The 12,468-nt window shown below is 59.1% G+C and carries 12 protein-coding genes; 5 read left to right on the top strand and 7 right to left on the bottom strand.

From position 1 onward, the window contains the following. Positions 1 to 161: 161 nt before the first annotated feature. Entirely contained in the window at positions 162 to 464 is a 303-nt protein-coding gene (locus ABLU88_RS24120) for a DUF2755 family protein (RefSeq protein WP_009653569.1), read from the top strand. On the opposite strand, the gene ABLU88_RS24115 is transcribed toward ABLU88_RS24120, so the two are convergent. The 3 genes from ABLU88_RS24115 to ABLU88_RS24105 form a co-directional block, all read right to left on the bottom strand. Beyond that, positions 461 to 1,567 carry a DUF1615 domain-containing protein gene (locus ABLU88_RS24115; RefSeq protein ID WP_025107198.1) on the bottom strand — a complete coding sequence of 369 codons (1,107 nt, stop codon included), beginning with the start codon at positions 1,565 to 1,567 and terminating at the stop codon, positions 461 to 463. The genes ABLU88_RS24120 and ABLU88_RS24115 overlap by 4 nt on opposite strands. 18 nt (positions 1,568 to 1,585) lie before the next feature. Further along, positions 1,586 to 2,806, bottom strand: coding sequence for a peptide antibiotic transporter SbmA (gene sbmA, locus ABLU88_RS24110; protein ID WP_348838246.1), 1,221 nt, complete (start codon positions 2,804 to 2,806; stop codon positions 1,586 to 1,588). Between the two features lie 117 nt (positions 2,807 to 2,923). Next, complete coding sequence (locus ABLU88_RS24105) at positions 2,924 to 3,436, bottom strand: isochorismatase family protein (protein WP_162557351.1); 513 nt, start codon at positions 3,434 to 3,436, stop codon at positions 2,924 to 2,926. Between the two features lie 220 nt (positions 3,437 to 3,656). On the opposite strand from ABLU88_RS24105, the gene ampH reads away from it, so the two are divergent. The 4 genes from ampH to ABLU88_RS24085 all read left to right on the top strand — a co-directional run bounded on the left by ampH (position 3,657) and on the right by ABLU88_RS24085 (position 8,566). Continuing rightward, the gene (ampH, locus tag ABLU88_RS24100; protein ID WP_014837555.1) at positions 3,657 to 4,817 is read left to right on the top strand and encodes a D-alanyl-D-alanine-carboxypeptidase/endopeptidase AmpH; all 1,161 of its coding nucleotides are present in this window, start codon (positions 3,657 to 3,659) and stop codon (positions 4,815 to 4,817) included. Positions 4,818 to 4,923: 106 nt separating this feature from the next. Beyond that, entirely contained in the window at positions 4,924 to 5,898 is a 975-nt protein-coding gene (gene hemB / locus ABLU88_RS24095; protein WP_014228129.1) for a porphobilinogen synthase, read from the top strand. Positions 5,899 to 6,110: 212 nt separating this feature from the next. Next, positions 6,111 to 6,608 carry a transposase gene (locus tag ABLU88_RS24090; RefSeq protein ID WP_325934743.1) on the top strand — a complete coding sequence of 166 codons (498 nt, stop codon included), beginning with the start codon at positions 6,111 to 6,113 and terminating at the stop codon, positions 6,606 to 6,608. Positions 6,609 to 6,847: 239 nt separating this feature from the next. Then, positions 6,848 to 8,566 carry a lysophospholipid acyltransferase family protein gene (locus tag ABLU88_RS24085; RefSeq protein WP_106510526.1) on the top strand — a complete coding sequence of 573 codons (1,719 nt, stop codon included), beginning with the start codon at positions 6,848 to 6,850 and terminating at the stop codon, positions 8,564 to 8,566. 164 nt (positions 8,567 to 8,730) lie between these two features. Here the strand turns inward: ABLU88_RS24085 and tauD are convergent, their stop codons facing one another. The 4 genes from tauD to tauA are packed head-to-tail and all read right to left on the bottom strand — an operon-like array spanning position 8,731 to position 12,144. Continuing rightward, positions 8,731 to 9,582, bottom strand: a complete 852-nt coding sequence (gene tauD, locus ABLU88_RS24080; protein WP_286114625.1) for a taurine dioxygenase — start codon at positions 9,580 to 9,582, stop codon at positions 8,731 to 8,733. Further along, positions 9,579 to 10,406 (bottom strand): taurine ABC transporter permease TauC, encoded by an 828-nt coding sequence (gene tauC / locus ABLU88_RS24075; protein WP_032694130.1) that lies wholly within the window; start codon positions 10,404 to 10,406, stop codon positions 9,579 to 9,581. Before tauC ends, tauD begins: the two co-directional genes overlap by 4 nt. Next, positions 10,403 to 11,170, bottom strand: coding sequence for a taurine ABC transporter ATP-binding subunit (tauB, locus tag ABLU88_RS24070; RefSeq protein WP_004848135.1), 768 nt, complete (start codon positions 11,168 to 11,170; stop codon positions 10,403 to 10,405). The genes tauC and tauB overlap by 4 nt, the downstream gene beginning before the upstream one ends. Before the next feature lie 11 nt (positions 11,171 to 11,181). Next, the gene (gene tauA, locus ABLU88_RS24065) at positions 11,182 to 12,144 is read right to left on the bottom strand and encodes a taurine ABC transporter substrate-binding protein (RefSeq protein WP_032748188.1); all 963 of its coding nucleotides are present in this window, start codon (positions 12,142 to 12,144) and stop codon (positions 11,182 to 11,184) included. Positions 12,145 to 12,468: the final 324 nt, after the last annotated feature.

Here is a 12,468-nt window from a genome sequence, read left to right as displayed (position 1 = left end):
AATTTCACAAATTTGTAGCAAACTCACAACCCGATGAAATCAGGAATATTCCTGGGCGGAAATTACCAGCAATCTGATACTGAAATCCCCCCTTCGTTGCCAGAATTACCCTCTACGTCGCCGTGGAAAAAACGGCAAGAAAGTGAAGTACGGAGGTCAAGATGGCAGAGTTCACCTTTGCAAAGACCGTCAACGGCGGCAAAAAGAGGGGCTCTCTCACCGGCAGCAACATCGCTTACGCTCTGTTTGTGCTGTTTTGCTTCTGGGCCGGTGCGCAAATGCTGAGTATGCTGATCCACGCGCCCGGCGTTTTTGAGCATCTGATTCAAATGCAGGACAGCAGCCGCCCGCGGGTCGAGATTAGCCTGGTGGTCGGTACCCTGTTCGGCCTGATTCCCTTCCTGGCGGGCTGCGTGCTCATTGGTATTCCTGGGCTGATATTCCGCTGGCGCAGCCGCCGCTAACGGCGCGCCATACAGCTGGCCCGCCGGTCGTCAACGCGTTTGGCAAACCAGGCGGTCGTCAGGTTACGGGTGATTTTCGGGCTCTCAAGCTGAATGCCCGGCAGCACCTCCCGCGGGAGCGTTTTGCCGGCTTTCTTATCGGCAATGCGAAACACCTGCTTATAGAGATCGCTCTCTTCAAACGCCAGGGTATCGCCCTTCTTTAACTGACGATGGATATCATCATCGCTCATTGCCAGCTGTGAGGATAACCGACGCACCGCCAGTTCGGTGGTTCCGGCCTCGTCGCTATCGTAGCGAATCAAATCGCCATCCAGCGCCAGCTTCACGCCCGTCGCTTTAGAGACGGCGTTCTGGAAGGCGGCGTTACGGCTGGCGTACCATCCGGCGTTGAAATCGGCAAAACGGTACAGCGGCACGCTGTAGTTCGCCGGATAATTCAACAGATGATAGGTGCCGAACCACAGACCGCCGCGCAGGCTGAACACCTCCTGGCGCACGGTACCGTCGATTTTCCACGGGTAGCCGTCGGTATGCTGCTCGGCGAAGGCGATGCTGACCTGCATCGGGCCGCCGGTATGCACCGGGTTCAGCGAGCCGAACAGCTTCTGCCCCATCGGCACCATGCCGATAAAATCATCGAAAATCGCGCTCAGCTGCTTTTCGGTTTTCACGCTATCGAGGCGTTCGCTATAGCTTTTGCCGTTGGGCGATTTGATTTTCAGCGCGGTATGCACCAGAAAAACCGGGATATGCATTTTCTCCGCCCGGCGGTCAATCTCCTGCCAGGCGATTTTATTCAGCCCCGGCACCGCCGGGTCGGCCTGATAGTTGGACTCCTGCTGCGCCACCGCCAGCACCGAACAGACGTTCTCTTCCGTCGGCGCCAGCTTCTGGCTGGCAAAGGTTTTGGCGATGGCCTGCGCCCATGCCTCGCGATCTTTCACGCTGGCGGGCATTTTCTGCCGCACCACCGCGGCAACATCAATCGCCTTTTCGCCCTTTTTCAGCTCCGGCTCCGGCTTGCTGGAGCAGGCGCTTAGGACAATCCCTGCCAGTAGCGTCAGGGTGAGAGAAGTGATTCTGGATTGCGCTACCGGCATGGTTCATCCTTGCGTTGATCAACTTAATGTTTGCGTCACGGTCTGCAGCTCTTTGCCATCCAGCTCGCGCTCGAAGCTGCGCAGACGTTTGTAGATAGACATCAGCTCAACCAGTGTAGTCCATGAGCTAATCAGATACTGGAACGAACCGCGAACCTGGCCAAAGACGTTGGTGATCTGGGTCATCAGGCCCAGCGTAATCGTACCGGCAACAATCGACGGAAACAGCAGGAACAAACCGAAAACGTTATCCACCTGCAGATAAAGAATACGGGCGATATTGAAATACATGTAGTGGAAATAGAGGCGGAAATAGTTGCGGCGCACGGCGCCAAACAGCTCACGCACCGTCGGCGGCGTCGCGCGGTTGGCGTCATCTTCGCCGTACACCAGCTCTTTACGATAGGCGGCCTCAACGCGCTGGTTTTTGAACTCCAGGCCGGGCAGCTTGATCCCCACCACCGCCAGCAGGCCGGTACCCATTAACGACCAGATGATGGCGGCAATCACCAGGCCGTAAGGCAGGTGGCCGACAATCGGTAAATCCGGGACGTGCGCGGAGAGCGTCACCAGCACCGGCAGGAAGGCGATAAGGGTCATCACCGCGTTAAGGAAGCTGACGCCCATGCTCTCCAGGGTGGAAGCAAAGCGCATGGTATCTTCCTGCACACGCTGCGCGGCGCCTTCGATATGGCGCAGATGCTGCCAGTGCGCCATATAGTGTTCGTTCATGGCGGTACGCCAGCGGAAAACGTAGTGGCTGACGAAGAAGTTGTTCATCACCCCGATGACCACCGCGATAAGCGCGATGCCGAGAAAGATGCCAATCTCCTGATAAAACTGGTTAATGCTGACCTTATGCGGCGTCACCAGCGCGGCCTGAATAAGATCGTAGAACGGGGCGTACCAGGCGTTTATCGCCACCCCAACCTCGACCAGAAACCAGGTGACGAAAATAATCAGCGAGGTGCCAAGGATCGACCAGTACTGCCAGCGGTGGGGGCTGTAAATAAACCAAAAGAGGGCGAAAACGCCCACGCAGAATACGTAGAACGCGTAGAACACCAGGTAATTGAGCGACCAAAAGCGCGCCGCGCTAATCGCCACATCCTGAGATGCGCCGGTGACCCGCAGCAGCCAGTCGCCGCCGCCCGCCTGCCAAAAGATCACCGCCAGCAGCGACCAGATAAAGGCAGAAATAAAAAACGGCCCCGGTTTGGGGAAAAAGGATTTAAACATCATGCTCTCCTGCTAACTTCTTTTTCGTTTTGCTGTGCTGTGTACCACAAAGACGCCCGCCGCAAAGCCGTCGCAGCGAAGCAAAGTGGGCGGATGATGAGACCGGATATCAGCAGCTTAGTTCGCCGACCATCCGTTCAGAATTGTTTCTGTCGATTGCACCTGTAAAGGATTGTCCGGAACGGTCAGCGTACGCCACACCTCGTTGTAGTGGGCGATCAGCGTGACGGCCTGCGCCGCCGGGCGGTTGGCTGTGGTATGGGCATCTTCAGCGACGGTAATCGCATAGCCCCGGCTGGCGCCGTTTTTGATGGTGGTATCTACGCAGTAGTCGGTGGCGCAGCCGCAAATCACAAACTGCGTGATGTGATGTTCGCGCAGCACCTCTTCCAGGCGGGTGCGGTAAAAGGCGTCGCAGGCGGTCTTGGTCACGAACAACGCGCCTGCCGGCTGGTGCAGTTCAGGCAGCAAAGCAAAACCTTCGCTCCCCTCTTCCAGACCGCCCTCTTCGCAGTGCTGAATGAAGATAACGGTATCCGCGGCGTTTATCAGGCGGTTAATTTGCGCCGCGCAGCGCTCGCGCTCAATACGCGGCGTCGCGAAAACGCCGTTTTGCATATCCACTACCATCACTACCCGTTTCGCCGCCATCGTCTCTTGCCACCCATGTTTAGCCAAAACGAATATCATACGCGCCCGCAGGCGAAAGCCGCTATCCGAAAGCAAAAAAAGGATTTTTTACGCCAGGTTACGTTTTTCCGCACAGAATGGCGTTATTAGCGCTTTGCTCGGCGGCGCTTCGTAGTATAAATACGCTCTATATTTTTCTTCACCATGATGGATGCCCCCGTTGAAACGTAGTCTGCTCATTTTTGCTGCGCTGTGCGCGGCGTCGTTGACATCGGCCCAGGCCGCGCAGCCGAGCGTCGACCCGGAATTCGCTGCGGATGTTGTCGACCGTTACGCTAACCATATCTACTACGGCAGCGGCGCGATCGGCATGGCGCTGGTGGTTATCGATGGTAACCAGCGCGTATTCCGCAGCTTCGGCGAGACGCGCCCGGGCAATAATGAGCACCCGCAGCTCGATTCGGTGATTCGCATCGCCTCCCTGAGCAAGCTGATGACCAGCGAAATGCTGGTCAAACTTCTCGACCAGGGCGTGGTGAAGCTCAACGATCCGCTGAGCAAATACGCTCCGCCGGGCGCGCGCGTGCCGACATATCAGGGAGCGCCCATTACGCTGGTGAATCTGGCGACCCATACCAGCGCCCTGCCGCGCGAGCAGCCCGGCGGCGCGGCGCATCGTCCGGTGTTCGTCTGGCCGACGCGCCAGCAGCGCTGGAACTGGCTCTCCACGGCAACGTTAAAAGCCGCGCCGGGTTCGCAGGCCGCCTATTCCAATCTGGCGTTCGATTTACTGGCCGATGCGCTCTCTACCGCCGCGGGCAAGCCCTGGCCGCAGCTGTTTGAAGAGCAGATTACCCGTCCGCTGGGGATGAAAGACACCACCTTTACGCCTTCGCCCGATCAGTGCCGGCGCCTGATGATCCCGGAGAAAGGGGCCAGCCCGTGCAACAATACGCTGGCGGCCATCGGCAGCGGCGGCGTTTACTCCACGCCTGGCGATATGATGCGCTGGATGCAGCAGTTCCTCTCTTCCGATTTCTTCACCCGCGGGCAGCAGGCGGACCGGATGCAGACGCTCATTTATCAGCGCAGCCAGCTGACGAGGGTGATCGGGATGGACGTGCCGGGCAAAGCCGATGCGCTGGGTCTCGGCTGGGTCTACATGAAGCCGAAAAACGGCCAGCCGGGCATTATTCAGAAGACCGGCGGCGGCGGCGGTTTTATCACCTACATGGCGATGAACCCGCAGGCTAACGTCGGCGCCTTTGTGGTGGTCACCCGCTCTTCATTGACGCGTTTCAACAACATGAGCGATGGCGTCAACGAGCTGGTCAGCGAATTAAGCGGCGACCGCCCCGGGATTGAGACCGCCAGCCAGTAACCTGTTGGGATGTTTTGCCGACGATAGATAAGGATCGTTTTGGCGAAACATCCCGCCGCCAATTGAGGTAAACTCGCTTTTTTCATTTCACAAAATCAGGCAAACCATGACAGATTTAATCACTCGCCCGCGCCGACTGCGCAAGTCCGCTTCGCTACGTGCCATGTTTGAAGAGACAACACTGAGTTTGAACGACCTGGTGTTGCCGATCTTTGTTGAAGAAGAAATCGACGATTACAAAGCCATCGAAGCGATGCCCGGCGTGATGCGTATTCCGGAAAGACACCTGGCGCGCGAAATCGAGCGCATTGCCAACGCCGGTATCCGTTCGGTGATGACCTTCGGCATTTCCCATCATACCGATGCCGTTGGCAGCGATACCTGGAACGAAAACGGCCTGGTAGCGCGCATGTCCCGCATCTGTAAAGAGGCGGTGCCGGAGATGATCGTAATGTCCGACACCTGTTTCTGCGAATACACCTCCCACGGCCACTGCGGCGTGCTGTGCGACCACGGTGTCGATAACGATTTAACCCTTAGCAACCTCGGTAAGCAGGCGGTGGTCGCCGCTGCCGCAGGCGCGGATTTTATCGCCCCGTCCGCCGCGATGGACGGCCAGGTGCAGGCCATTCGCCAGGCGCTGGACGCCGCCGGATTTACCGATACGGCGATTATGTCCTACTCCACTAAGTTCGCTTCATCGTTCTATGGTCCGTTCCGCGAAGCCGCGGGTACCGCGCTGAAAGGCGATCGTAAAACCTATCAGATGAGCCCGATGAACCGCCGCGAAGCGATTCGCGAATCGCTGCTGGACGAAGCCCAGGGCGCCGACTGCCTGATGGTCAAACCGGCCGGTCCCTATCTCGATATCCTGCGCGATCTGCGCGAGCGCACCAACCTGCCGCTCGGCGCGTACCAGGTGAGCGGTGAATACGCGATGATTAAGTTCGCCGCCCAGGCCGGCGCTATAGATGAAGAGAAAGTGGTGCTGGAAAGCCTCGGCGCGATTAAACGCGCCGGTGCGGATCTGATCTTCAGCTACTTCGCCCTCGATCTCGCCGAAAAGAAAATCCTGCGTTAATTCGGCTATTACCGTTCCCCGGTCGCGCTACGCTTACCGGGGCTACAAACCTGCTCCGGTAGCCCGGGTAAGGCGTCAGCCGCAACCCGGGGAATTCCTCTGCTGCAAAAAGTTGCGAGACTCTTTCCACCATTTTCTTTAGATTCTTGCCACACTGTTACCCCGACTCTACCCTGCCGCTTAAGACGTTATCTTTTGCAAAGGAGCGCTGCATGGTGGCCTACCGTCGTTATTACCTGAAGGGTGGAACCTGGTTTTTTACAGTTAATTTGCGAAACCGAAAAAGCAGACTTCTGACCGAGCACATCGGAACTTTACGTCACGCCATCCTCACCATCAAACGGCGAAAACCCTTTTACATTGATGCATGGGTTATCCTTCCTGAACATCTTCATTGCATCTGGACATTACCCGGAGACGATAGCGATTTCTCCGCCAGATGGCGGGACATAAAAGGTTGCTTTAGCAAAGCATTAAAACAAGAAAATGTCTGGCAACCGCGTTTCTGGGAACATGCAATCCGCGATGAAGAAGACTACCGCCGGCATATCGATTACACCTACATTAATCCTGTAAAACACGGTTGGGTACGACAGGTTTGTGATTGGCCTTTTTCAACCTTTCACCGGGATGTACGGCGCGGGTTATATCTATATCCCGTTAATTGGGGTGGCGAAATTCACGATTTTTTGTGCGGCGAACGCCAGTAACCCCCCGGTCGCGCTACGCTTACCGGGGCTACGATCTGCTCCGGTTGCCGGGTTCATTGCCAGGCTTCCCCCGGTCGCGCTGCGCTTACCGGGGCTACGGGTTCACCACCGTCTGTGGGCCGGTAGCCCGGGTAAGGCGCCAGCCGCAACCCGGGGAAATATCCCAAATCTTCACTCAACTGTAATCTGAGCGACATCTGCGCCTTCTACTGTCTGGGCAGGACGGAGGAGGTGCCGCTATGTTTAGTCTCGACAATGTCATCGATGACCTGTGGCCTCAGGCAAAGCCAGCGCTCTGGCAGAAAAAGGTGCTGAAAAAGCTCCTGCATGAGGAAGAGTTTCAGCAGTTTGCCGCGCGTCATCATCACCTGAAAGGACTGGATACGGTCGAACAGGTGCTCGAACATCTTAATATCCGCTGCGCTATCCCGGCGCACGATCTCGAACAAATCCCCGAACATGGCCCTCTGGTCATTATCGCCAACCACCCCACCGGTACGCTTGACGGCCTGGCCCTGCTCTACGCGGTGTCCCGCGTGCGCCGCGACGTCAAAGTAGTCACCAACCGCATGCTGACCCACCTTGAACCGCTGAGCTCGCTGTTTATTCCGGTCGATAATATCAACGGCCGAACCGCCAAAGCGGCGCTGCAGCAGATGGACCAGCAGCTGCAAAACGGCGGCGTGCTGATTTTCTTCCCGGCGGGTGAAGTTTCACGCCTCACCCGGCGCGGTATCCGCGATAAAAAATGGCACTCCGGATTTATTAAGCTGGCGGCGAAATACCGCGCCCCGCTGCTGCCGGCGTGGATCCGCGCGCGCAACAGCGCGCTGTTTTACGCCAGCACGCTGATTTCCGATAGCCTGCCGCTGCTGCTGCTGATGCAGCAAATGTTTCGCCGCCGCAACGGCAGCCTGCCGGTTAATTTCGGCCAACAGATTGCCTGGTCAAGCTGGTTCGATCCTCAGCGCTCTGTTCGCGAGCTGACCGAACGCTGCTATCGCCACCTGGAGCTGCTGGCAAAAGGGCAGCCCGGCGTATTTAAAAGCGAAAGCGCTATTGCCCGACCCGAAGACCGCGCCCTGCTCAAGCGCGAACTGGGACGGGCGGAAACGCTGGGGCGCACGGCGGATGGCAAAGTGATTTATCTCTGGCAGCGCCGCGGCCAGGAAGATGCGCCGGTGCTGCGCGAACTGGGCCGCCTGCGGGAAATCGCCTTCCGCGCGGTGGGCGAAGGCAGCGGCAAACGTCGCGACGTTGACGGTTACGACGACGACTATCTGCATCTGATTCTGTGGGATGAAGAAGACCTGGAAATCGTCGGCGCTTATCGCTTTATGCCGACCGCGATGCAGCTGGAAAAGCGCGGCCTGAACGGCGTCTACAGCTACAGCCTGTTCCATTACGACGCGCGCATGGACGATATTCTGCAGCACGGAATTGAGCTGGGGCGCAGCTTTATCCAGCCGCGCTACTGGGGCCGCCGCGGACTGGACTACCTGTGGTCCGGCATCGGCGCGTATCTGGCGCGCTATCCGCACTATCGCTATCTGTTCGGCCCGGTGTCGATTTCCGGCGGGCTACCGCCGTCGGCGCGCGATCTGCTGGTCGCGTTCTATCGACTGTGGTTCCCGGCGACGCATCCGCTGGCGGAGTCGCGTCGCCCTTATCCGGCCTCGCTGCCCGATGTGCTGGCGCAGTTTGGCGGAGAAGATTACAACGACGATCTGGCGCGGCTGAAGTCCCTGCTCGGCAACCTCGGCTGCGCGATCCCGCCGCTGTATAAGCAGTACTCGGAAGTTTGCGAGCCGGGCGGCGTACAGTTTATCGATTTCGGCAGCGACCCGGATTTCAACAACTGCGTGGATGGTCTGGTGCTGGTGGACTTGACCTACCTGAAGGCGAACCGCTATCAGCGCTATATTGGGGTACATCTGGACGTGCAAAAATCGGCATAAAAGCCTTTTCCCGACTTGCGGCGCATTGCGCCTTAGCCGGGCTACGGGTTTACCGCTTTCTGCGGACCGGTAGCCCGGACAGGCGCGTTAAGCGCCGCCTCCGGGAAGCCACGTGCAATACCGCTTCCCGATGTTCTCCACGGCGCGCGGCCGGGCTACAAGCATTACCCCGCCCGATAATAGGGTTTATCCCCGAGAATCGTCGCCCGGTGCATAATGCGCCGCTGCGGCAGGTAATCGGCGTTGGCGTAGTGCTGGGTGACGCGGTTATCCCAAATCGCCACGTCGTTCGGCTGCCAGCGCCAGCGCACCTGGAAGTCCGGTTTAGTAACGTGAGCAAACAGGAAGCCGAGCAGCGCCTCGCTCTCTTTCTCCGTGACGTCGACGATGCGGGTGGTAAAGCCCTCATTGACAAACAGCGCCTGCTTCCCGGTCACCGGATGGGTGCGCACCACCGGATGCAGCAGCGGCGGATTTTTCGCGACCGCCTCCAGCCAGCGCTGATGCTCCTCTTCGCTTTTGCGGTATTTGTACTCCTGAAACGATTTGCGAAAATCATGCTCCGCGCGCAGGCCGCTTAACAGCTGGCGCAAAGGCGCGGAGAGCGCCTCATAGGCCGCAATGCCGCTGGTCCATAGGGTATCGCCGCCGGTTGACGGCAGCTCTTTTGCCGCGAGGATCGCCCCGGCGGGCGGCGTCTCAATAAAGGTGACATCGGTGTGCCAGTTATCGTTATCTGGCGGGTTATCGTCGTGGGTATCGAGCACGATAATCTCATCCACGCCGGGCGCGTGCGGATAGACCGGATGAATATGCAGGTCGCCAAAGCGCAGGGCGAGATCCCGCTGCTGCTCGGGAGTGATGTTTTGCTCACGCAGGAACACTACCTGGTGACGCAGCACCGCGTGATACAGCTGCTCAAACTGGTTGTCGCTCAGCGGGCGAGTGATGTCGACACCGGATATCTGCGCGCCAATATACGGCCCCAGCGGGGTAATGCTTAAACGTTCGCTCATTGTACTTCTCCATGCCAGGGCGTCAGGCGACGCTGCAGCGCGCGCAGCCCCAGTTCCAGTAAAAAGGCGATGATGGCAATCACCGCGATCCCGGCCAGCACCACGTCGGTGGCGAGGAACTCACCGGCGGACTGCACCATAAAACCTAACCCGCGGGTGGCGGCAATCAGCTCCGCGGCCACCAGCGTCGACCAGCCCACGCCGAGCCCAATGCGCAGGCCGGTGAGGATCTCCGGCAGCGCGCCGGGCAGGATCACCAGCCACAGCACCTGCGCCCGGCTGGCCCCTAAAGATTGCGCGGCGCGAATGCGCACCTGCTGGGCGCTCTTAACCCCCGCCAGCGCCGACATCGCCACCGGCGCGAATATCGCCAGGTAGATCAGCAGGATCTTCGAGGTCTCGCCGATGCCGAACCAGATCACCATCAGCGGTAAATAGGCCAGCGGCGGCACCGGGCGATAAAGCTCGATCAGCGGGTCGAGGATCCCGCGCACCGTGGGGCTCAGCCCCATGGCGATCCCCACCGGCACGCCGAGCAGTACCGCCGCCAGCAGCGCGATAACGATACGCGTCAGGCTCGCCGCCAGGTGCTGCCAGAGGGTGGCGTCCATAAAACCCTGCGGACCGGCAATAGTGATAAGTTTCTGCAATACCTGTCCCGGCGGCGGCAGAAACAGCGGACTAATCAGCTGCAGGGCGGCAACGGCCCACCAGATAGCCAGCAGTACCGCCAGGGTCGCCACGCTCAGGCTGAGCTGACGCGAGAGCGGCCAGCGCCACTTCAGCCCCCGCTGACGCGGTTTGTCATTGATGACCACGCTCATGAGAAAGCCTCCCGTTGTTCAAATACCCGGCTGAGGACGTATTCGCGCTGTTCGATAAACCGCGGGTCCGATTTAATGCTGCGGCAGGATTCACCGGCGACGAAGCGGCGGCCAAAATCGAGCGGCAGCCGTTCGAGCACCCGGCCCGGCCCCGGCGAGAGCAGTACAAGTTCGGTGGCCATAAACACCGCCTCTTCGATATCGTGGGTGATCAGCAGCACCTTCTTACCGGTCTCATGCCACAGGCTGAGCAACAGGGTTTGCATCTGCTCGCGGGTAAAGGCATCCAGCGCGCCAAACGGCTCGTCGAGCAGCAGCAGCTGCGGGTTGGCCGCCAGCGCGCGGGCAATGCCTACCCGCTGGCGCTGGCCGCCGGAGAGCTGCCAGATAAAGCGCTTTTCCGCCCCTTCGAGGCCCACTTTTTTTAGCATCTGCGCGGCGGTTGCCCGGCGCTGCGTTTTGTCGACCCCGGCCAGCTGCAGCCCGAGCGCGACGTTATCCTGCACGTTGCGCCACGGCAGCAGCCCTTCATGCTGAAACACCACGCCGCGATCGGCGCCCGGCCCTTCAACCCGCTGGCCTTCAAGGGTGATGCTGCCGTGCTGATAAGGCACGAATCCGGCAATCAGGTTCAGCAGCGTGGTTTTACCGCAGCCGGAGGGCCCCAGGACCACCAGCAGTTCGCCGCTGTCCAGCGTCAGGTTGATATCCGCCAGCGCCGGTTTACCGCCGTAATCGGCGGAAAGATGCGAGATTTGCAGCATCATGACCTCCTTTACTTCACAAAACGGTCGGTGACGTACTGGCTGTAGTCGCTACCGGCGGCGGGCACTTTGCCCTGCTCTTTCAGGAATTTAGCGGTGTCGATGATGGCTTTATTCACCGGCCCGTTCAGCTCCTGCGCCTGCTGGGCGGCGGTCAGGTAGGTATTGCCTTTCACCAGCCCCGGGACGTCGGCTTCCGGTACGCCGCTTAAGCGCGCCAGCTTGCTGATGTTCTCCGGCTGCTTCAGCCACTCATCCGGGTTGGCGATATAGGGCTGCTGCGCGTCAATGGCGCTTTTGGCGAAGGCTTTGACGATGTCAGGATGCTTTTCGGCAAAGTCTTTGCGTACCACCCACACGTCCAGCGTCGGCGCGCCCCACTCGCCCACCTGCGACGAGTCGGTGAGAACCGTGCCGTCTTTTTCCAGCGCGTTAACCGCCGGCGCCCAGACGTAGGCGCCATCAATGTCGCCACGCTGCCAGGCGGCAATAATCGCCGGCGGCTGCAGGTTGAGGATCTGCACCTGCCCCGGTTTAATCCCCCAGTGCTTCAGCGCCGACAGCAGGCTGTAGTGAGTCGTAGAGATAAATGGCACGGCGATGCGTTTGCCGATCAGGTCCTGCGGTTTGGTGATGCTCTTCTTCACTACCAGCGCTTCGGAGTTACCGAGCTTTGAGGCCAGCAGAAAGACTTCAATCGGCACCTGCTGGGTGGCGGCGACCGCCAGCGGGCTGGAGCCGAGGTTGCCGATCTGCACGTCGCCGGAAGCCAGCGCCCGCACGATGCTCGCGCCGCTGTCAAACTTGCGCCAGTCGACGGTCGCCCCGCTCGCTTTGGCGAAGGTGTTGTCCGCCTGGGCGACTTTCGCCGGCTCGGCGGAGGTCTGATACGCCACGGTAACGTTGACCGCCTGAGCCTGGAACGCCGCCAGCGCCAGCGCGGCAATGAGTGTGATACGCGATTTAAGTGCCATAGTGTCTGCTTCCCATAGTTGTTATGGGTGCAGTATTTCCGGCGCGATGCGTTTGATGAAGTAATTAAAAATTCTTGCTAAGAACAAAGCGTTTTTAGAAAAAAATCGGCAATGCTTATACACAAAATCATTCATGCTGCATCGAGGCGGCAAGGTTGTTCGTCCCCGGGAGCTGACACAAGTCAGTGACCGGGGCGGGCAAACGAAGCCAACAAAGAGGCAGCTTGAAGGATGAAGTGTATTGCGATTTTGTTACATTCGTTGCATAACTGCGCCTGATTGATTGCCAGCGCAGCGGCGGCAGGCATCATAGAACCATAATGC

Source organism: Klebsiella sp. GW_Kp182 (assembly GCF_040062275.1).
GTDB lineage: Bacteria > Pseudomonadota > Gammaproteobacteria > Enterobacterales > Enterobacteriaceae > Klebsiella > Klebsiella michiganensis.
The sequence above is the reverse complement of the archived record's forward strand: the minus strand, read 5'-3'. Positions and strand labels throughout refer to the sequence as shown.